The 19785-nt window shown below is 60.9% G+C and carries 19 protein-coding genes and 1 tRNA gene; 11 read left to right on the top strand and 9 right to left on the bottom strand.

Features of this window, described 5'->3' with window-relative positions:
* Nucleotides 1-166: 166 nt before the first annotated feature.
* From AC5RK6_RS05020 to AC5RK6_RS05030, 3 genes are all read right to left on the bottom strand, one after another.
* The gene (locus tag AC5RK6_RS05020) at nt 167-1183 is read right to left on the bottom strand and encodes a hypothetical protein (protein ID WP_284905859.1); all 1017 of its coding nucleotides are present in this window, start codon (nt 1181-1183) and stop codon (nt 167-169) included.
* Nucleotides 1184-1252: 69 nt separating this feature from the next.
* Nucleotides 1253-2761, bottom strand: a complete 1509-nt coding sequence (locus tag AC5RK6_RS05025; RefSeq protein WP_284905860.1) for a hypothetical protein — start codon at nt 2759-2761, stop codon at nt 1253-1255.
* Nucleotides 2754-3221 (bottom strand): hypothetical protein, encoded by a 468-nt coding sequence (locus tag AC5RK6_RS05030; protein WP_274733711.1) that lies wholly within the window; start codon nt 3219-3221, stop codon nt 2754-2756. Before AC5RK6_RS05030 ends, AC5RK6_RS05025 begins: the two co-directional genes overlap by 8 nt.
* A gap of 303 nt (nt 3222-3524) precedes the next feature.
* Here AC5RK6_RS05030 and AC5RK6_RS05035 point away from each other — a divergent pair, with 303 nt between their 5' ends.
* Together AC5RK6_RS05035 and AC5RK6_RS05040 are read left to right on the top strand one after the other, a co-directional pair.
* The gene (locus tag AC5RK6_RS05035; RefSeq protein WP_284905862.1) at nt 3525-3842 is read left to right on the top strand and encodes a hypothetical protein; all 318 of its coding nucleotides are present in this window, start codon (nt 3525-3527) and stop codon (nt 3840-3842) included.
* 152 nt (nt 3843-3994) lie between these two features.
* A complete protein-coding gene (locus AC5RK6_RS05040; protein WP_284905864.1) occupies nt 3995-4651 on the top strand; it encodes a DUF6037 family protein in 657 nt (218 codons plus the stop codon).
* 35 nt (nt 4652-4686) lie between these two features.
* Here the strand turns inward: AC5RK6_RS05040 and AC5RK6_RS05045 are convergent, their stop codons facing one another.
* The 4 genes from AC5RK6_RS05045 to AC5RK6_RS05060 all read right to left on the bottom strand — a co-directional run bounded on the left by AC5RK6_RS05045 (nt 4687) and on the right by AC5RK6_RS05060 (nt 6692).
* Nucleotides 4687-5415, bottom strand: coding sequence for a hypothetical protein (locus tag AC5RK6_RS05045; RefSeq protein ID WP_435730767.1), 729 nt, complete (start codon nt 5413-5415; stop codon nt 4687-4689).
* A complete protein-coding gene (locus AC5RK6_RS05050) occupies nt 5409-5957 on the bottom strand; it encodes a hypothetical protein (RefSeq protein ID WP_155875807.1) in 549 nt (182 codons plus the stop codon). The genes AC5RK6_RS05045 and AC5RK6_RS05050 overlap by 7 nt, the downstream gene beginning before the upstream one ends.
* Nucleotides 5958-5973: 16 nt before the next feature.
* Complete coding sequence (locus AC5RK6_RS05055; RefSeq protein ID WP_039898247.1) at nt 5974-6207, bottom strand: helix-turn-helix domain-containing protein; 234 nt, start codon at nt 6205-6207, stop codon at nt 5974-5976.
* 408 nt (nt 6208-6615) lie between these two features.
* A tRNA-Lys gene (locus AC5RK6_RS05060) sits at nt 6616-6692 on the bottom strand.
* 191 nt (nt 6693-6883) lie between these two features.
* On the opposite strand from AC5RK6_RS05060, the gene AC5RK6_RS05065 reads away from it, so the two are divergent.
* The 7 genes from AC5RK6_RS05065 to pstB all read left to right on the top strand — a co-directional run bounded on the left by AC5RK6_RS05065 (nt 6884) and on the right by pstB (nt 16459).
* Nucleotides 6884-7510: a hypothetical protein gene (locus AC5RK6_RS05065; RefSeq protein WP_320757228.1), complete on the top strand. Its 627-nt coding sequence runs from the start codon at nt 6884-6886 to the stop codon at nt 7508-7510.
* Between the two features lie 193 nt (nt 7511-7703).
* Nucleotides 7704-10943: an RNA degradosome polyphosphate kinase gene (locus AC5RK6_RS05070; RefSeq protein WP_435730766.1), complete on the top strand. Its 3240-nt coding sequence runs from the start codon at nt 7704-7706 to the stop codon at nt 10941-10943.
* A 129-nt stretch (nt 10944-11072) separates the two neighbouring features.
* Nucleotides 11073-12026 (top strand): NUDIX hydrolase, encoded by a 954-nt coding sequence (locus tag AC5RK6_RS05075; RefSeq protein WP_016442259.1) that lies wholly within the window; start codon nt 11073-11075, stop codon nt 12024-12026.
* 242 nt (nt 12027-12268) lie between these two features.
* Complete coding sequence (gene pstS / locus AC5RK6_RS05080) at nt 12269-13381, top strand: phosphate ABC transporter substrate-binding protein PstS (RefSeq protein WP_039898602.1); 1113 nt, start codon at nt 12269-12271, stop codon at nt 13379-13381.
* Between the two features lie 41 nt (nt 13382-13422).
* Nucleotides 13423-14535, top strand: coding sequence for a phosphate ABC transporter permease subunit PstC (gene pstC, locus AC5RK6_RS05085; protein ID WP_016442261.1), 1113 nt, complete (start codon nt 13423-13425; stop codon nt 14533-14535).
* A gap of 11 nt (nt 14536-14546) precedes the next feature.
* Nucleotides 14547-15656, top strand: coding sequence for a phosphate ABC transporter permease PstA (pstA, locus tag AC5RK6_RS05090; RefSeq protein ID WP_241227614.1), 1110 nt, complete (start codon nt 14547-14549; stop codon nt 15654-15656).
* Between the two features lie 23 nt (nt 15657-15679).
* Nucleotides 15680-16459 (top strand): phosphate ABC transporter ATP-binding protein PstB, encoded by a 780-nt coding sequence (pstB, locus tag AC5RK6_RS05095; RefSeq protein WP_274778621.1) that lies wholly within the window; start codon nt 15680-15682, stop codon nt 16457-16459.
* Between the two features lie 152 nt (nt 16460-16611).
* Here the strand turns inward: pstB and AC5RK6_RS05100 are convergent, their stop codons facing one another.
* Together AC5RK6_RS05100 and AC5RK6_RS05105 are read right to left on the bottom strand one after the other, a co-directional pair.
* A complete protein-coding gene (locus tag AC5RK6_RS05100; protein ID WP_126135450.1) occupies nt 16612-17622 on the bottom strand; it encodes an inorganic phosphate transporter in 1011 nt (336 codons plus the stop codon).
* Between the two features lie 2 nt (nt 17623-17624).
* Nucleotides 17625-18251, bottom strand: a complete 627-nt coding sequence (locus tag AC5RK6_RS05105; protein ID WP_016442266.1) for a DUF47 domain-containing protein — start codon at nt 18249-18251, stop codon at nt 17625-17627.
* 383 nt (nt 18252-18634) lie between these two features.
* On the opposite strand from AC5RK6_RS05105, the gene AC5RK6_RS05110 reads away from it, so the two are divergent.
* The gene (locus tag AC5RK6_RS05110) at nt 18635-19261 is read left to right on the top strand and encodes a heme-binding beta-barrel domain-containing protein (protein WP_320753078.1); all 627 of its coding nucleotides are present in this window, start codon (nt 18635-18637) and stop codon (nt 19259-19261) included.
* Nucleotides 19258-19785: hypothetical protein (locus AC5RK6_RS05115; protein ID WP_493926375.1), on the top strand; the 528-nt coding region annotated here is incomplete at its 3' end. The genes AC5RK6_RS05110 and AC5RK6_RS05115, both read left to right, overlap by 4 nt.

Below are 19785 nucleotides of genomic sequence, written 5' to 3' on the forward strand. Positions count from 1 at the left end.
TGCCGCAAGGAGCGCGGCGAGAGTCCGGCCACCTGGCCGGGCGTGTGTGGTCGCTGCCATAATAGGAAACGAGTCCTTTCATTGAGTCGAATGTTGGAGCATTACGAAAAATTGAGGGGATTCCGGCTCGGTGCTTGCGCGAACAAGCACCGAGCCACCTTTACTTTTACGGACAGGGGACAAACCACGAGTTGCCGTTGGTATCACCCTCGCTGCAAACAGGGGGGCCGTCCATCGTCCAGCCGCTGTCTACCCATCCGCCGCCGTTGTCTGCGGGAGCCGGATCAGGTGCAGGAGCGGCCGGCTCGGGTGCGGGTGCCTCATACGAACTATCTGACCACGACGAGCCGCTTTCCGTTGCGGAATATCCCGAATCCGAATACCCGCCCGCATCTTCCGAACCACCGCCGGACGATACCGCCGGCGCGGGAACCGCCGCCGGAGTTTGTGCGGCCGCCACCTTGTTGTTCAAAGCATCAACACGGGCTTGGAGAGCTGCTGTCTTTTCCTTGAGGACGGACAACCGCGCGCTCCCCTCGGAAGCCGCGAAGCTCTTGCAATCCGCAGCTAACCCATCAGCCTCGCCGGCAAGACTTTCGACACCGCGGGCGGTGGTCGTGGCAGCCTCGCAGGACGCCGCGAAACTCGCCGCATCGCCACTCAAGTACGCCGACGTGGCAGCCTCGAACTGTTCGTTGAGCTTGCCGGTCGCATCCTTGATCTGGGCCGCCTGCGCCTCAAAATCCTTCGCCGTAGCCCGCAAAGCCTCGGCCTGGGAACGCGCTGAATCAGCGTCCAGATCCTTAGCGTCTGCCGCCTTGAAAGGCTCAGCAAGCCCGGCGCGTGCAGCTTCCACAGCCTGTGCCAAAGCCTGGCAGTCCGCGGGCGCGCCACCATCAGCCACGCATTGCTCGGTCGTGAACCCGATACCGTCAACGGCTGTCTGCAGCGCGGCGCGGGCTTGCTCGTTGAGCGTCACGGCCTCCGAATAGGCCGCCCGGGCCTCGTCGGTGCCACCTGAGCGCCCTGCCAGGTAAACACCAGTACCGGCCACGATCGCCGCAGCGATAGCCACGCTCGGCCACAGCCACACACGCCTACCACGCGCCCGGCCCTGCTCGGTAGTGACCTCGTCGCCGGCAACAGCAACAGCGCCGTCGGGTGTGGTTGTTTGCTCGCTCATGGCTTGCCCTCCTTTTCGCTAAAAACTTTCAAAAACTTGCGGGTTGTTTTTCTTCAGCCTAACCCGGCGCTAGGTCTCGCCAGAACCCCTACACCGCACCACACCGGCCTCACCCGGCGGCCCGGTCGAGGCCGGCTGCGGGGCCGGCGGGTGCGGGCGGGAAACCCTTGCCCGCAGCCCCTCAGGCATCGCGCAAACCTCACCCGGATCAGGCCTGGTATCCACCACCACGGCAGTGCGCGGACGTGGTGGCCTGGGCGGGCTGGCCAGCGCGATATCGCGGATGCGATGTGCGATGACACCACCAGGATTGCGCGTAGCACCAAGCGCGTTACCCGCGAGCTGGGCACGTATCTCCGCGCGCTGCCAGCCCGAATCAAGCGCAACTTGGAGATCCCGGGCAACCGCGACGAAGCGCGCGGGTGCCAGGAAACGCACCAGGTCACGTGGCACGCATTCACCAATCAGGCTAGCTGCCCATGCCTGCCGCGAGCCTTGCGTCTGCGCAGTGCTTGATGTCGGCCAGCTGCCAGGCGGCGCGCTAGCCTGCCCGGCATCCGGCCGCCCCGAACCCCCCGGCGCTGGCTCACGCCGGGCTTGATCTTCGACGGCTGGGACAGGCTCACGGCGAACCGGAGTTACCGCGGCCGGCGCGGGGTGCTCAACCTGGGAATCCACCACACCAACCATGCCAGAAGCTTCCGATAAAAATTCGGGCTGCGTTGGTTGGTTGGTTAATTCCGAACGTAGTGAGGAATTGTTGGATATATCTTTAGATATATGCGCCTGGGCTGACCGTGCTCCGGTCCACCGTGCTCCGGTAATCCCCGCACGGTGAGACCCTGTGGATAACTCGCTATCTGTTTCAACTACCGCGGAATCTCGCGGTTCCCACCGTGCCGAGGTTTTCCAGGCACGGTGAAAATCCGCCCCGCCTTTGTCGCCTGGGTCACTCCCGGAATTTGTAACTGTCCGACAGTTCGAAGCGGGCGTTTCACAGTTATCCACAGGCTCGGCGGTGGATATTCCGGGGGTATCCACAAGATCGACACCCGCTGTGGCGACCGGAATAGCCTCGCCCGCGCCTTCCATGAGGACGGAAGACACTGCCGGCATGGGCGCCATGGAAGGCGCCGGTGCCTCATCGAGGCGCATCTCATCTTCCATGCCGAACTCACCAGCCGGGGCACTGCGCGTGAACTCGCTGGGGTGGCTCGGACACGCCACTACCTGGCGGGCCGTGATCGCCCCGCTTTCCATCCGCCCCTGGATTTCACAAAGCGCCTCACCCACGCTTACTGGGGTGTCGAACATGACGACCAGTTCACGGATCTGCCCGCTAGCGCGGGTGCGGAAACGGAACCGATAATGCTCCGCTTCCAGGAGTGCCAAAGCTTTCCTGGCGCGGTGTTCGCCCATATCCCGGCCCATGAGATCGCGATAACCCACCGGAGCATTCGGCGGTAACGAGAGCGACACGGTCGCCAACGCCAATGCGTCATACGTGAGCGCGCGGTTGAAGATCATGGAGTTCGGTAGCGCCGTAGCACCCCGCCGCACCGCAAAATACTCACCCATGACACACCCCCAGATCACTACCAGCAACCACAGGCGTATTTGTGCCGGGCGTGTGTGCGGCGGCCAGGCTAGCCCGCAACTCACCAACATCCACGCCCACTACTGATAAGCATTCGGTGACAAACGGGCGGATTTTCACCGGCAAACACCGAAACGCCGACAGCGGCACCGCTGGACGCTCGAACACCTGCGTGAGCAACCCGTGGCCCTCAGGCACGCGCCTCTCCCAGCGATAAACCAGCCCATAACGTTCAAGCTCGCTTATCGCGCGGGTAACCCGGTCGCGCCCAAAACCACGCCCAACCAAAGCATTCACGGTGCGTTCGCTGTTTTTAGGCATGGCCAGCAATACCACCCACACACTAAGCGCCTCATAAGAAAGATCAGGGTCAAGAACCACCTCGCGCTCAAGAAGAACCGGATAAGAACGAACCGAGAAAAACAGTCCCGTGTCGGTCATGCTGCCACCTCCTTGCGGCGCACTGGGCGCGGGCCGCCATTAGGCTGGGCCGGCCGGCGCGAACCCAATGTGCCCGCACCGACCCTGCCCATGCCCGCCCGCCGCCATGGAGACCGCGGCGAGCCACACCACCACCGGTGGCGCCTCCCTTTCTTCACCAAAACACGAGACGGAACACACGCCCGCACGTTGTGCGTGCAAAGCGCACTAGTTAAGCAGAGGGAAACAAAAACGCAGACCGTTTCCCTCCGAGTGCGAGCAATCCCGCCCGTGCTCCCCTTGTAACATCCGAAAGGAAAGACTATGGAAATCATTTTCCTGTTTGTCAGCGCTGTTAGTAACGCCATGTCCGCCTGGGCAGGCACCCTCACCCTGTGGGGATACGGACCAAAACCCGCCACACCGACCACATCGCAGACGCCACCCATATCGGAGACATCACGCGTGCCGGACATGCCAATCACGCCAGGCGTATACAGTCCTGGGATGGTTATCAACGCCGAGCGCGTTATCATCACGGGCGACTCGGTATTCATCACCAACAACCCGAAGGCAGGCCCGACGCCATCCACCCGGGACAGCGACCAAAGTGACGGTGACACCCGAGAAACGGCCGCGTAGCCAACCCGGCTGAGGAATATAGGGTCGGCTGGCTCTCTAGGAGTACCAAGGGCCAGTCGACCCGCGCGCCAATGGGAAGCGCGCACTACCCTAACCATCTCGCGCATAATAGAAGCAGCAAACCAACTATCAGCGTCGATGGAAGGGAAGACATGATTAGACTCGAAGGCCTGAGCCACGCATGGAAGAAGCACAAGGCTCATGGCGTTTACCGGATCCTTTTCACGTTCACCACGAACCTGGAAGAAGACGGAACCTACCGGCCCTACACTTTCGACTGCCTGTTCGTAGGAGCACCCCAGCCCCCTTACAAGCTCCTCATCGCCACCCACAAAACACCAATCCCCTGGTGTCACATCTACGAGGTAGAAGAAATCGCGAAGGGAGTTCTGGCAACGGAGACCTACCTGGGAGATGACTACGGGCCACTTCTGCAAGCCTTGGGAATCGGCGGCCACGGCGGAACCGTAAAACTCCCTATCGGAAACATTGTCAAGGCCGCCAGTAACGCCGCAGCACGGCAAAACGTCCGCGAATGGGTACCCCCGCAAAACATTCCACCCTCGCTGCGCCGCAACGTTGAAGAATCCGAGAAAATCTACTTCTACGGATGGCTCGACCACCAAACCGAAAACGCCGGCCGCCATGTCACCGCAGCGAACCTGGACAAAACCGCACGTCTCCTCGGCCTGGACATTGCTCGTTTTTGCAAGACCAACAACATTAGTAGCAGATGGACAGACCGCCCCAGCCCCGCCAGCCGTGAAGCAAACAAACAAAGGCCGCTGCCTCCGGGCTGGTCGCGTTAGCCGGCAAAGCGGCCGCGTCGCAATAGTTGTTAGCGTCATGAGAGCAGACCCCCAACACGGATGTATTGCTCGTCTTCGCGCGTAGGCACGGAAAAACCGGCAAGCTCCATCGTGCGCTCATTGACGGGCACAAAACCACGCTCATCACACTCTCCGCCAAGCGGCGCGATATGAACCGCACACATCAGCCCGTCCGGGTGCTCGGGCGTGCGATAGCACGGCCATCTCGTAATAAGAAGACCGATCATGTAGGCTGCCGAAAGCAGCCCGTAGGCGAGCACCCACTCGAGAGGTGGATTACCTACCTTGAACACTTCCGGGTCTTTCCGCACCCGAATTCCGCCAGCAAGCACCAGCCCTGGCACGGCGCTGTATGCTCGGGTTATCGCGGTGAACGCCGTGGTATCCAGGAGTTTTTGCAATACGGCTGGCTCGTCTAGGTCGCCATGCAATTCACAGCCCATATCCACGGCGAGCCTGATACACGTCGCCCGATAAGAGACACCCGGCCTGCCATACAAAGCAGTAACGGCGCTCTCGGTAATACCGGTTAGTGTTTGGAAGTAGCGTAGGCGTCGCCCGTAAAAATCCTCGACCTTAGCGCGAGCTTGCTCGCGCCAGGACTCTTCGGAGAAATTCCAGTGGCGGAAACTCAACACAGACGGGACCTCGATATCCCAATCGGCCACATGCAAACCCTCAATAACCACCAAGTCAAAAACCGAGCCTGGCTCGGGAAGCACTGCTTGTAGTGTTTTTACCATGGGATTATCTCCAGCCACTCAGCTAGATCCCCCGAAGAGATCTGCGAGGATGCGGGCGGGAAAACCGACTCCCGGGTAAGAATGCCCGGCGACGTGAAAGCCGCTACTTTCAGGCATTCCCCACCAAGCCACGTACCAATACATGTATCCGTGTGGTTCGCGACTATAAGTCCCACAAGCGGGTCAATCTGAGAGTGGGAAACATACATATCCTCACCATCGCTAGCGTTGGGGCCAAACGCCGGGGTCGTGCGATAGGCCAGGCCACACACTAGCCACGGCAAACACCAACCCCATAGTTCCTTGGGGAGTGTGTCGAGGTTGTAGCCCAGGCGAATCTCGCCGCCCTCCACGCGCACCTTGAAATGCTCAAGCACCCGGCACGCTTTATCGAAGCGCTCTTCGGGTATCCCGTCCACGTCGAAAGCTACATACACCCACGGGGCGTGCGCTCGTGCGCCCAATTCTGGTGAATACGCGCCCTCATCGGCGATATTCAAATTCCAGCACTGGATAACAACCGGCTGTCCAAGCTCGTCCACGGCTTCCATCTGGTGCCTACCCGAAAATTTCCAACTGGCCCGGAACCTCTGCGGCTGTCCCTTTATTTGTCGTGGATGGGGCTGTTTTAGAAACTGGTGCAAGAATCCGGTCCAATTCCGACTGGGGGATCCGCCACTGGCCGCCGGGCAGTTGTACTGCGGAAATTCGGCCCGACCTACACCAATTCCACACCGAAGCGCGACTTACGCCGATTGCCTCAGCGAATTCTACTGAAGTCAAAAGACCCATAATCACACCTCATAAGTAAGTTTATTCTGAATAATCTCGATGACTCTATTGTGCAAGTGCGAAAATTTTAAGTCAAGCAAGGAGGTTTCGTAAAAGTAAACCCATTTGGTATCATGGTCTCATGAGTGTTGTTAGTGATTCCTACTTGAGTACCGTTAATACCGATCAGTACATCGGTGAGCGGGTAATGATTTGGCTTAAGCGATGCGGGAAAACGCAGGTGCAACTCGGTGAATATTTAGGCTTGAAAAAAGCGGTTATTAGCCGGAAAGTAAGTGGCCATGTTGGATGGTCTGCTAGGGATTTGGCTTGGACTGCCGCGTTCCTAGGCGTTCCGTTGAGTGAGCTTATGCCGGAAGAATCGGTGGAGATCGCTCAAAAAGAGCGCGACCGCTCGCTAGAGGAAAATGGTAGGCCCCGTGGGATTCGAACCCACAACCCTTGGATTAAAAGTCCAGTGCTCTGACCGTTGGAGCTAGAGGCCCACGAAGTAGTGTAGCGCGCTTTGGCCCGCTGGTAAAAGTAGGGTCGAATTTGTGTGGAAATCCGCATCCCTGAACTCCTTTACGTAATCGGCGGAAAACAGCTCAAAGCCGCACTAAGGCCCGCTTTGAGGTGCGACAATAGAAGAGTGAGCGAGCGCACTGGCGCGCCCCGAGCGAGTGGAGGAAAAATTATGGCTAGCAGTTTTCGCCGTCCGGCCCAGATGAAACCGGACCAGCTCGAGTCGATCGAAGGTGAAGCGGACGTCGCCTACCACAGCGAGCTTGCCCACACCGCGGCCCAGGCGCTGCTGCCCGGCTCCGGTTACCACACCGAAGATCCGGAGGTACGTGCCCGCGTGCTCGACCTCGTCGCCACCGAAGGTATCGACGTCATCGCCGAAGCATGGGCCCGCTCCCCGGAAGACACCCTTCCCGGAATGCTGTGGCGCGGCTACTTGCTGCGCGAATGGTTGCGGCGTTTCCCGAACGACGCCGCCGCGCGGCTCACCGCCGCGCGGGAAAAGCTCGGCTCCCAGGGAGCTGATGGAGTGGAGAAACTGGAGAAAACCCCCACTCTCGGGGAAGTGCAATCCAGCTGGGATGAGGTGTTCGCCGGTTCTTTCAGCGGGGACTTCGCGGAGGTGCTAGCCAGCTCGGCTCGCCTGTGTGACACCCTTGCCGAAGTGGATCCGCTTTGGATCCCCAGTGATGAGCACCCGCTGGCTACGCCGGTGACGCGCCGCGATGCTGCGCTGCTGGAAACAGCGCGGGAGTTCCGCGCGGCCGGGGCCCGCGCGGTGCGCGGCACGCTCTCGTAGCGGAGCTGCCCGGTTCACGCAGTGGCGTGGGCCGGTTCGTGTGGCGGGGCTGACCCGCGTGGGAATTCACGGTCTCGGGGAGGGCGCCCCTCTGGCGGAGGGGCGCCGCGCCGTCGTTCGTTTGCTTGGACGTAACTTTTCTGTCGTAGTGATCGACTACGGTTAAGAGGTAGCAGGAAAAAGGAGCCCTCCTATGAGTATCGTTAGCGGATCACCGCAGCCGGACCAGGCCGCGCTTTTTAATCAGCTCGCCCAGGAATGCTTCGCGGCGGATGGTGTTGTGCCTTTCAGTGAGCAAACCCTTCTTGATATTGCCGCGGGTGCGGAAAGTTCGCGGGTGTGGACTCTCGGGGAACCCGTGGTCGGGGTGGCTCATTCCGGGCGCACCGGGGATGTGGAATTGGCCGTGCGTCCGGAGGCCCGCGGCAAGGGTGTCGGTAAGGAATTGCTGCGCACCGTTCTGGATGCGGGGGAAACCGCGGTGTGGGCGCACGGGGATCTGCCCGCCGCGCAGGAACTCGCGGCATCTTCCCAGCTCTACCCAGGGCGTACCCTCCTCGTTTTGGAACGTCCGGTTACGGAAGAAAATCCTGCTCCCGCGCTGTGGACTTTGCCGGGGATCGTACTGGCTCCGGTGGATCCTGCCGCTGATTTGGAGGATATTGCGCGCCTCAATGCGGAGGCTTTTGCAGATCTGCCCGATCAGGGCCAGCTCACCGCGGAGGATCTGCGCGAACGTATGGAAGCGCCCTGGTTCACGCCGGAACTCCTAGTAACGGCGCGCTCCCAAGGTGAACTCGTTGGTTTTGTGTGGCTCAAGCCGAATGTGCTTGGGGGTGGCTCTGGTGCTGCGGGCACAGCTGGCGAATCGGCTGCGGGTGAAGCCAATGCGGCCAGCGAACGGAGCGAAGCGAATGTGCTGGAACTCTACGTTCTCGCGGTGGCACCGGAACACCGCGGCAAGGGTATCGGGAAGCTCCTGACCGCCTGGGCCCTTGTCACCACTGGCTCGCGGGGCTTCTCGCGCTGCATTCTCTACGTTGATGCCGCGAATTCCGCCGCGGTGCACGTCTACGGAAAAGCTGGGTTCACGCAGGCGGAACGGCATGTTCGCTATGAATTGCAACCCGAACCGGCCCTCTCCGCCACCCGTGCTCGCCTAGCGGCCCGGGAGGGTGCCAGCGCTGTGGAACCCACCCCGCACGAAACTTTCCTGCAGGCGGTGCGGCTCGGCTCCCCGGTCTCCACGAAATCCCTTACGGATATGGCTAAGGAATCCCGCAAACTCGCCAAGCGCTCCGCGAAAGCCCCGGAGGAATCCCAGCTTCCTGAAGGTCGCTTCGCGGATCGGGAACTCTCCTGGCTGGCTTTCAATGAGCGGGTGCTGGAGCAGGCAGAAGATGAAACCCTGCCGCTCTTGGAACGCGCCTGGTTCCTCTCCATTTTCTCCTCGAACCTCGATGAGTTCTTCATGGTGCGGGTGGCTGGTCTCAAGCGCCGTATTGATACCGGCATCGGAGTGGTGGCCGCATCCGGCCTCACCCCGCGCCAGGTGATGAAAGGCATCGCGGAACGCACCCATGAACTGACCGCGCGTCAAGCGAAAGTCTATTCGGAGGATATCAAGCCTAAACTCGAAGGCCAGGGCGTTTTCATCCGCCGCTGGAATGAGCTAGATGCGCAGGTACAGCAGCGCTTCTCCAAGCTATTCAAGGATGAGATCTTCCCTGTCCTCACCCCGCTCGCGGTGGATCCCTCCCATCCCTTCCCGTATATCTCAGGTCTGTCCCTCAACCTCGCCGTCGTCCTCAAGGATCGGCGCGGCTCCTCCGCTTTTGCGCGGGTGAAAGTGCCGGATTTGCTCCCGCGTTTCCTCATGATCGGAGAAGATGGCACTGCCTACAGTCCGGAAAACGTTCCGGTGGAGGCCGGTAGCGATATTGAATTCCTGCCCCTGGAGGAACTTATCGGGCACCACCTGGGTGAGCTCTTCCCCGGTATGGATGTGCAGAGCTACGCCACCTTCCGGGTCACCCGTAATGAGGACCTCGAAGTCGAAGAAGATGACGCAGAAAACCTCCTCACCGCGCTGGAACGCGAATTGCTCCGGCGGCGCTTCGGGCCGGTGGTGCGCCTGGAAGTAGATGAGGATATGGATGATGCCACCCTCAGCTTCCTCCAGAAGGAAATGAGCGTGAGCTCCTCTGATACCTACCGCCTACCCGCACCCTTGGATTTACAATCCCTGGAGCAGCTCCACGATCTGGATCGGCCCGGGCTCAAATACCCCAAGTACGTTCCGGTCACGCCTACGGGGCTCACCGATGCCGAATCGGCCAAACCCGCGGATTTCTTTGCCAAGCTGCGTGATCATGATGTGCTGCTTCACCATCCCTACGAATCTTTCTCCACCTCGGTGCAGCAATTCATCGCCCAGGCAGCCGCGGATCCGCAAGTCCTGGCGATTAAACAAACCCTGTACCGCACGTCGGGGGATTCCCCCATCGTCAATTCGCTCATCCGCGCGGCCCGCGCCGGGAAACAGGTCCTCGCCATCGTGGAGATCAAGGCACGTTTCGATGAGCAGCGCAATATTGAGTGGGCACGCAAGCTAGAGCGCGCCGGGGTCCACGTGGTCTACGGGATGATCGGGCTGAAAACTCACTGCAAGCTCGCGCTGGTGGTCCGCCAAGAATCCGATGGCCTGCGCCGCTACTGCCACGTGGGTACCGGGAACTACAACCCGAAAACCGCCCGCGGCTATGAGGATCTGGGCCTGCTCACCTCCAACCGGGATGTAGGCCAGGATCTCACCCGGCTGTTCAACCAGCTTTCCGGCTACTCCCGGCAGGAACGCTTCCACCGGCTCCTCGTGGCGCCCACCGGCATCCGCTCCGGGCTTATCGACCGGATCGAACGCGAAATTGAAAACAAGAACGCCGGCAAACCCGCGTGGGTGAAATTCAAAGTCAACTCCATCGTGGACGAAGCCATGATCGACGCCCTCTACCGGGCCAGCCAAGCTGGCGTGAAAGTCAGCATCCAGGTGCGCGGAATCTGCGCCCTGCGTGCCGGCATCCCCGGGCTCTCGGATAACATCAAGGCTCGTTCCATTCTGGGGCGCTACCTCGAGCACTCGCGTATCTACGCGTTCTGTAACGACGGCGACGCGGATGTCTTCATCGGCTCCGCCGATCTCATGCATCGCAACCTAGATCGGCGTATCGAAGCCCTTATCAAGATCACGGACCCGGATATGGTGGATCGCCTGGTAGAGCTTGTGGATGTCGCCACCGCGGATACCACCAGCTCGTGGCACCTGGGCCCGGACGGGTGGGTGCGTCACAACCTCAGCCCGAAGGGCCGCCCGCTCGTCGATATCCAGGAGCTGCTCATGAAGCAAGCACGCTCACGCGTGGCAGGAGGGGACTAGAAAACCTGGGCCGGCCCGGCCCGCCGGCAGGGGTCCGGCCCAGAATTTGCCGGGTAAGCCGCGGCCAGGGCCTCGCGGGACAACCGCGGGTGCGCACATATCCGTAACGACTATGCCGAAGGGGGAGTGATGGGCAGCGTTCATGCTGCGGGCGCCGTTGTATGGCGCAAAAAGGCGGGCGAATTCCAGGTGCTGCTCGTACGCCGGGATAGCTATAAAGACTGGTCTTTCCCCAAAGGTAAATACAAGCCCGGCGAAGGCCCTCGCATGGCAGCCGTACGGGAAGTCTACGAAGAAACCGGCGAATATATCGCCCTGCAGCGCCCCCTGCCCTCCATTGGCTACACCCTCTCCTCGGGGAAAAAGAAACGGGTCTTTTACTGGGTGGCCCGCCCGCTCACACCGCGCTCCCGGCCGGTCGCCGCCCGCCCGGAATTCCCTAAGGCCCACCCCGGGGAAATCACCCGATCACGCTGGATGAACGCGGAAACCGCCCTCGAAAAACTCAGTTATAAAGACGAACGTGCCATGCTCAAACGCGTCCTGAAATACTGGGAACGCGGGGAACTCACCACCCGTGCGGTGCTGCTAGTGCGCCACGCCCGCGCCCAAAAACGCTCGGCCTGGAATGGAAGTGAAAAAACCCGGCCCCTCACCCCGCACGGAGCCGCGCGGGCCCGCACCATCAGCGCGGTGCTCAGCGTATACGGCGTGGACCGGCTCGTTTCCTCCCCCTGGCAGCGCTGCACCGCCACCATCGCCCCCTACGCGCAGGCCTCTGGAGTTTCCCTCACCTGCGTCGCCGCCCTCACCGAACACTCCCACGCGAAGAACCCCGGCGGAGTGCGTAAAACCATCGAAGGGGTACTAACAGACAGCGGCGCTCCCGCGGCGGTCAGCTTGCATCGCCCCACCTTGAGCACTGTTATCGACGTCGTTAAAAAACACGGCGGCCACCACGTGCGCGAAAAGCTCCCCGAGGAAGACCCCTACCTCAAAACCGGAGAAATCCTCGTCGTCCATATGAAAGACAAGCACGCGGTAGACGTCGAACGCTTCCGCCCCGTCCACACCGAGCTTTAGCGGCCGTGTGTCTAGCGACCAGCGTGCAGGCTGTTCCCGTGAGCGTGCCCTGCGTACCCCGTGTGTCCAACGGGCCCGCACAGCCATCCACATACCCAGAGCGCCCTGTGAGACATGCTACAAGCTCGTTAACCTTCTGTTTACCTCCGGTGCGGGTCACCGTAACCCACGCTTCCTAGGCTCGAACCAGCGAGCGCCGAAACGGGCGTTCCTGAACACGCAAGGATTAAACAGTGAAGACCATGAAGATCTCGGCACTTGCGGGTGCCACCGCTCTTGCTCTGACCCTTTCCGCCTGTGGCGGGGACGCAACGACTTCTGCCACCACCGAAGCCGCCAAGGGTGACACCACCACCCAGGCCGCGGATAGCGGCTCGAACCTCTCGGGTACTATCTCCGGTTCCGGTGCCTCCTCGCAGCAGAAGGCGCAGCAGGCCTGGCGCGATAACTTCACCATTGCTAACTCGGGCGTGACCGTCAATTACGAGCCCACCGGCTCGGGCACCGGCCGCCAGCAGTTCCTCTCCGGCCAGGTGCAGTACGCCGGCACCGACTCGGCCCTCAAAGCCGAAGAACTTACCAAGGTCTCCAACGCCTGCAAGACCGATGTGGCCGTGGAACTGCCCGTCTACATTTCCCCCATCGCGATCGCCGTGAACCTCGAAGGCGTCAAGGAGCTCAAGCTCGATGCCCCCACCATCGCGAAGATCTTCTCCGGCCAGATTGAGAAGTGGAACGACCCGGCGATTGCCGCCACCAACTCCGGCGTCAAGCTCCCGGACGAAACCATTATTCCGATCCACCGCGCGGAAAAGTCCGGCACCACCGGTAACTTCCAGTCCTACCTGGAAGAAGCTGCCCCTGAGGTCTGGACCTACGGCTCGGAAGAAACCTGGCCGATCCAGGGCGGTCAGTCCGCCGAATCCACCTCCGGCGTGGTCCAGCTGGCGCTTTCCACCCCGAACTCAATCATCTACGCCGACTACTCCCAGATTGAAACTCTCACCCCGGTGAAGGTCAAGGTTGGCGATGAGTTCATCGGTCCCGAACCGGAAGCCGCCGCCCGCGTGGTGGATGACTCCCCGGCCGCCGAAGGTGCTACGGATACCCTCCTCAACAAGGACCTCAAGCGTGACGGCTCCGTCAAGGGTGCCTACCCGGTCGTCATGCTCTCCTACCTCATCGGCTGCCAGGAATACAAGGATGCCTCCACCGGTGAACTGGTCAAGGCGTTCTTCACCTACGTCGTCTCTGAAGAGGGCCAGAAGGCCGCTTTCGCCGCCAACGGTGGTAACGCCCCGATTTCGGAAACCCTGCGCACGCAGGCTATGGCCGTCATCGATACCATCAAGTAAGCACCGGTTAGACAACCGAATACCTCTATCTGAAAGTCGATATGACTGAACGAGATAACGCAGCCGGGGAGGTTCTTGAGCGTAATGCTCAGGAAACCTCCCCGGAGGTGGGTCAGACTGCAGTGCCGGCCCGCCCGAGCAAACGCGCGCGTCGCCGCGTTGCAGACACAACCTTCAACGGCCTAGCCATCGGTGCTGGAGCATTCATCATCCTCATCCTGGGTGCCGTTTTCATCTTCCTGCTCCTCGAGTCATATCCGGCATTCATTGCCGGTAAGGAAGAAATCTCAGGGACAGCAGATTTTACGAAGGGGATGGGGTTCTGGCAATACGCCGGGGCAGCCCTCTTCGGCACCGTGCTTTCCGCACTCCTGGCTCTCGCCCTTGCCGTGCCCTTCGCGGTGGCGATTGCGCTGTTCATTTCGCATTTCGCGCACCGGCGCTTCGCCTCCGTCCTCGGTTACATTATTGACCTGCTCGCGGCCATTCCCTCGGTGGTTTTCGGCCTGTGGGGTATCCGCACTCTCGAACCGATTGTGCGCCCCGTTTTCGAATGGGTCTCCAATGTGCTCACCCCGCCTCTTCAGTGGTGGGTGGATCACGTTCCATTCATGGGTGAAGAAGGCGGACTGGCCCAATTTGACTGGTGGCCCTTGCAGCCCAGCCTGGTGGCTTTCACGCCGCCGGCCCGTAACATCATGATGGGCGGCCTGGTACTGGCCATTATGATCCTCCCGATTATCACCTCGCTGTGCCGCGAAGTGTTCCTCCAGACGCCGAAGCTACTGGAAGAAGCGGCCCTTGGCCTGGGCGCCACCCGCTGGGAAATGATCAAGATGACCGTGCTCCCGGTGGGGCGTTCCGGTATCGTCTCCGCGGCGATGCTGGGCCTGGGGCGCGCCCTGGGTGAAACGATGGCGCTTCTCATGGTGCTCTCGGCCGGCCTGCAGGTGAACTTCAACCTCTTCTCCCCGGGCCAGCATTCCACCATCGCCTCCCAGATCGCCCTGAACTTCCCTGAAGCTCACCCCGGTCTGCAGCGCCAGGTCCTTATCGGTATCGGCCTCATGCTCTTCGCCCTGACCTTCGTGGTCAATTGGTTGGCGCGGCGCGTACTGGCCCGGTACGCAGAATTCTCAGGAGCGAATGCCTAATGAGTACTGACGTGACACAGAACCCAGCCAGCCAGCCCGATGGCGGCGCGCACGCGATTCCGGCCGAGCCGGCTGTCAGCGAAGGCACTCCGATCTTCGCCTCCGAATACGGCCGCCTGCCCAAGTTCTTCAACTGGGCCGTGCTCGTTGTGTGCATGCTGGCCTCCTGGCTGCTTTTCCACTTCGGTTTCAAAGCGGAGTCGCTCTTCGGTGCGGTCCTGGTGGGTCTTATTCTCTTCTTCCTCGTCATCCGCATTGTCGGATACGCGGTGGAAGGCCCGCGCCGCGGTGCCAATCGCATGGCAACAGTGCTCATCACCAGTGCCTTCGCGCTCGCGGTTCTCCCGCTGCTCTCACTGCTGTACACGGTGATTGTGGAAGCTCTCCCGGTTCTCAGCTACTCCTTCCTCAACAATTCCACCCTTGGCATGTCTCTACCGGGCGCTCAGCCCGGCCTCGGCCACGCCATCGTGGGCACGCTCATTATTACCGGTATTACGGCGCTTATCGCCATCCCGCTCGGTATTCTGACGGCCATCTACCTGGTGGAATACAACAGGGGCGGCTGGTTCGGGCGCTCGGTGACCTTCCTGGTCGATATTATGACGGGTATCCCCTCCATCGTGGCGGGCCTCTTCGCCGCCGCGATTGTTCCGGTGCTTGCCCCCGCGCTCGGTTTCCGCAATGGCATCATGGGCGCCGTCGCGCTCGTCGTTTTGATGACGCCGATCGTGGTACGTAATACCGAAGAAATGCTGCGCATCGTCTCCAACGAATTGCGTGAAGCTTCTTACGCGCTGGGCGTGACGAAGTCCCGCACTATTATCAAGGTGGTGCTGCGCACCGCGCTTCCGGGTATCGTTTCCGGTTGCGTGATCGCCATCGCTCGCGTGATCGGTGAATCGGCACCGCTCATGATTACCGCCTCCGTCTCGGATACGTTCAACTACTCCTTGTTCAACGGCCCGATGATGACGCTCCCGGTCTTCGTCTACTCGCAGTTCAAGGCCAATAACCTCGAGCTGGCCTGGGGCGGCGCGCTCGTCTTGGTATTTATCGTGCTGGTATTCAACTTGCTGGCGCGCTTGATTGCTCATATCTTCGCCCCGAAGGGCCGCTAACGCGGCAGCCGAAAGGAAAAACAGTGCCTCAGGGAATTAGTGTTCGTAACGAGAACATCTACTACGGTGATTTCCTCGCCGTGGAGAACGTCAATGTGGATATCAAACCGAATTCGGTGACCGCGCTTATCGGGCCGTCCGGGTGTGGCAAGTCCACCTTCTTGCGTTCCCTCAACCGTATGCATGAAGTGATCGACGGTGCTTACGTGACCGGCGATGTCTTCATCGACGGCAATAATATCTACGGTGCCGGGGTGGACCCGGTGACCGTCCGCCAGCACGTGGGCATGGTGTTCCAGCGTGCTAATCCTTTCCCCACGATGTCCATCCGCGACAACGTGCTCGCGGGGATGCGGCTCAATTCGCAGAAGATCAAGAAATCTGATGCCGATGAGATCGTGGAACGTTCGCTGCGCGGCTCTAACCTCTGGGAGGAAGTGAAGGATCGCCTCGATAAGCCGGGGTCCTCACTTTCCGGTGGTCAGCAGCAGCGTCTGTGCATTGCCCGCGCCATTGCGGTCAAGCCCGAGGTGCTCCTCATGGACGAACCCTGCTCGGCCCTTGACCCGATTTCCACCCTCGCGATTGAGGACCTCATGAACAGCCTCAAAGAGGAATACACGATCGTGATCGTGACGCACAATATGCAGCAGGCTGCGCGCGTCTCGGAAATGACCGGCTTCTTCAATATCGCCGGGACGGGCAAGCCCGGGCACCTCGTGGAGTTCGACGAGACGGAAAAGATTTTCTCCAACCCGACCCATAAGGAAACCGAAGACTACGTCTCCGGGCGCTTCGGCTAAACCGGCTACATTTCAGCGTTTACCTTGCGAACTGTGCCGCGCGGGAATGATCCTGCGCGGCACAGTGTGTTGTGGGGGCGAAATAAGCACGACGCCGCAGCGCCGGCCTGCCGCCTCGCTTTTACGCAGCGCTCGGTTAGCGGCGAAGCGGTCTAGATGAGAACTAACCGCAGCAGCCACGTGGCAACCGCTGCCAGGGCGCCGGCGGCCGGGATGGTGAGGATCCAGGCGGTAGCAATATTTCCGGCCACGGACCAGCGCACTGCCGAGCGCCGCTTCGTGGCTCCAACACCCATGATGGCGCAGGTGATGGTATGCGTTGTCGAAATGGGGGCGGCCCACACGAACGCCGTCGTATAAAGAACGCTCGCGGCCACGCTTTCCGCAACGAAACCGCGGGCCGGATCCAAATCAATAATTTTTGAGCCGAGCGTTTTCATAATACGGAAGCCACCGGTCGCGGTCCCCAAAGAAATAGCGGCTGCCGCAGCCAGTTTCACCCAGGTGGGGATCCCGTCCTCAAGATTATGGAAGCCGCCGGCCGTGAGGGCCAGCACGATCACGCCCATGGTTTTCTGGGCGTCCTGGAGGCCGTGCCCGAGAGCCACCATGGCGGCGGAAACCGTCTGGGCGTAACGGAAGCGATGCATCGTGGTGTGGTAGGGAGCCTCCGTCAGTAGGCGCAGCACCACTTTCATAATGAGGTAGGCCAGTAGGAAACCAACCGCGGGGGAGACAACCATCGGCACCACCACGCGGTCGAAAATAACCGTCCAGTGCACGGTGGCCAGAGAGGCGATGCCGGCGCCGGCCAGCCCGCCAATAAGCGCGTGCGAAGAAGAGGAGGGCAGCCCACGCCACCAGGTAATAAGATTCCAGCCAATCGCGCCGGCCAGCCCGCCGAGTACCAGGGTCAGGCCGGTTATTTTTTCCAGCTCGGTAATATCAACGATGCCGGAGCCGATTGTTTCGGCCACTTTCGTGCCGAGCATCGCGCCGAGGAAGTTCATGACCGCCGCCATCGCGAGGGCCACGCCGGGCGTCAATGCGCGGGTGGCTACCGAGGTGGCGATGGCATTTGCGGCGTCGTGAAAACCGTTAGTGAAGTCAAAAATGAGGCTAATGACGACGACGGTGCCCACCAAAAAGAGCAACTCGGACAAAATCAGGACTCCTTGAGGGCAATGCGCTCGACCACGGCTGCGAGCGTCTCGAAAGCATCGACGGTGTCCTCGAGAGTGTCCACAACCAGTTTGACACGCAGCAATTCAATGGCGTCGGTGGCGTTTTCAAAGAGCGAGGCGAGGGTGGAACGGTAGAGGGAATCGCCCTTGTTTTCCAGCTGGTTAATTTCCACCCAGTATTCGCGGGTATCCGGGGACGTCGGGTTGAAATGCGCGAGAATATCCGAGGATAGCCGAGCGCAGGTCTTAAGAATATCCACCACCGTCGGCGCGCTATCGGGAAGGGTGAGGGGGCGCATAAAGGCCACGTTTTCCCCCACCTCGTCCATGAGGTCCACGCAATTGTCGATAGCGGTGGTCAGGGCATAAAGATCCTCCCTGTCGAAAGGGAGGACAAAAGACCTATTTACTACTTTGAGGAGTGCGTGATTTGACTCATCTGCATTGTTTTCGATGGTGTGCAGCTGCTGTTGCAACTCTCCGCGCTCGTGAACCGGTGCGGTCATGAGCTGCGCGAGGCCCGCGGCGGCGATGGGAAGATGCGCTGCCTGGGCGCCAATAAGGTCGAAAACCCGCGTGGAACGCGAGAATTTAGAGAATAACCCCACGTGAATTCCTCGTTTCGGGGACATGAACAATCGATGAACGACTCGTTTCAAGGATAGTTCATTACGGGGCGAAACGTGTATTTCCCGGTGGTGAGATCGGGCAAGAAAAGGGTGCCGGACCTGAGAGCGCCTGACGGCGCGAATGCCGCTCGTAGCGGCGCTAGTTGGAGCCCGGGGCTTTCAAGGTCCGGCACCGTGGCTTCAGAATAACAAGAGTGCGGGCAATCGGAAACTTTTCTTCGCGCTTTCGGGCCAAGCGTGAAAAATGAAGACTTTTTTGCTCCGACGTGGGAAAATATCACTAGCTATGGGCTCCGGCCGCCTCGGGTCGCGCGTGCCCGGATCTGTGGGCGGCACCCGGCCGGGGCAGGTACCCTGAGCATATGGTCTTTGCAATACCTGAAAATCTCAGTCCGGAAACCTATCCGATGGCCTGGCTCGTCGATACGTGGCGCGGCGCCGGTCTTCTCGAATACGAAGGTGTGGACGCGGCCGGCTACCTTCACGAATTGCGCATCGATAATGATGACCACGGCCCCTACCTGCGGTTGCGCTCCGCGACCTGGCTTTCCCAAGAGCCGGCCGGGGCGGTGGATCGCGAAGTTCCCGGCGGGCGGATGTACGCGGCCCTCACCAAAGGCCAGCTGTGGTCCAGCTTCGAGGGCTACCTGCGTGTCTCGCCGAATAACCTCCGGGGCACGGAGGGGCGTTTCGTTCTGGAAGGGATGGTCGCCACCTCCGCTGGCCACGCCATGACCTGGGCCGGTTTCATTAAGGGCCCGCAATTCCAGATCGTCGCGGACGCCATCGCCGCCACCCCCACCGCCGCGAGCTATACCGGCGGCCAAATCATGGGCGGTTACGTGGAATCGGAGCTTTTCTACGCTTACGATATGGCCGCCTTCGGGGTTCCGATGCGCAGCTACATGGCCGGCCGCCTCCAGCGCCAGAGCGATTGCCCGGAAGCGGAGCCGAAGTCTGCGCCATCCGAAGCGCAACCGGAATCGTGAAACCCAGCCCGCTGCTGCGCTGGCCCGGTGCGGTTCCCGGGGAAGGGGACGCGGCCGGGGTGGCTGCTTTCTACACCAATCCCTATGTGGAGCAGCGCGAGCTGGAGGCCGGGCGCGGCTTCGTGGACCTCTCGCACTGGCGGGTGGTGCGCGGCAGGCCGGGCGCTTGGCCGAGTGAGTGCCCGGGCGCGCATCACGCGCGCGAAGTGCTGGAATGCGATAGCCGGGGGCGGATTCGTGGTGCTCTGCTGCGCTGTGCGGGTAGTCGTGAAGATGTTTTCTTGAGCCCACCGGGTGGACTCGATTCTCATATGTGCCCGGCCAGCTATATCGCGATAGGTACGACGACGCAGGGAGCCGAGCGCCTCCGTGCGGCCATGCACGGTCGGCCGGGGCTATCCACTGTTTTCTGGGAAGACTGGTGGCCGGATAGCGATATTGTGATCCTCCTGGTCGAGGATATTGAGGTACTTGCCCGGGCCGGGCAAGCGGCCGGCATGAGCCCGGTAGGTTTATTTGCCTGG

It is taken from the genome of Actinotignum sp. usb-actsch-213 (assembly GCF_059085665.1).

What these genes read in the sequence shown, in the direction of transcription:
- AC5RK6_RS05020 (WP_284905859.1), bottom strand. Translation starts at nt 1,183, where the DNA reads ATGAGCGAGCAAACAACCACACCCGACGGCGCTGTTGCTGTTGCCGGC.
- AC5RK6_RS05025 (WP_284905860.1), bottom strand. Translation starts at nt 2,761, where the DNA reads ATGGGTGAGTATTTTGCGGTGCGGCGGGGTGCTACGGCGCTACCGAAC.
- AC5RK6_RS05030 (WP_274733711.1), bottom strand. Translation starts at nt 3,221, where the DNA reads ATGACCGACACGGGACTGTTTTTCTCGGTTCGTTCTTATCCGGTTCTT.
- AC5RK6_RS05035 (WP_284905862.1), top strand. Translation starts at nt 3,525, where the DNA reads ATGGAAATCATTTTCCTGTTTGTCAGCGCTGTTAGTAACGCCATGTCC.
- AC5RK6_RS05040 (WP_284905864.1), top strand. Translation starts at nt 3,995, where the DNA reads ATGATTAGACTCGAAGGCCTGAGCCACGCATGGAAGAAGCACAAGGCT.
- AC5RK6_RS05045 (WP_435730767.1), bottom strand. Translation starts at nt 5,415, where the DNA reads ATGGTAAAAACACTACAAGCAGTGCTTCCCGAGCCAGGCTCGGTTTTT.
- AC5RK6_RS05055 (WP_039898247.1), bottom strand. Translation starts at nt 6,207, where the DNA reads ATGGGTCTTTTGACTTCAGTAGAATTCGCTGAGGCAATCGGCGTAAGT.
- AC5RK6_RS05065 (WP_320757228.1), top strand. Translation starts at nt 6,884, where the DNA reads ATGGCTAGCAGTTTTCGCCGTCCGGCCCAGATGAAACCGGACCAGCTC.
- AC5RK6_RS05070 (WP_435730766.1), top strand. Translation starts at nt 7,704, where the DNA reads ATGAGTATCGTTAGCGGATCACCGCAGCCGGACCAGGCCGCGCTTTTT.
- AC5RK6_RS05075 (WP_016442259.1), top strand. Translation starts at nt 11,073, where the DNA reads ATGGGCAGCGTTCATGCTGCGGGCGCCGTTGTATGGCGCAAAAAGGCG.
- pstS (WP_039898602.1), top strand. Translation starts at nt 12,269, where the DNA reads ATGAAGATCTCGGCACTTGCGGGTGCCACCGCTCTTGCTCTGACCCTT.
- pstC (WP_016442261.1), top strand. Translation starts at nt 13,423, where the DNA reads ATGACTGAACGAGATAACGCAGCCGGGGAGGTTCTTGAGCGTAATGCT.
- AC5RK6_RS05110 (WP_320753078.1), top strand. Translation starts at nt 18,635, where the DNA reads ATGGTCTTTGCAATACCTGAAAATCTCAGTCCGGAAACCTATCCGATG.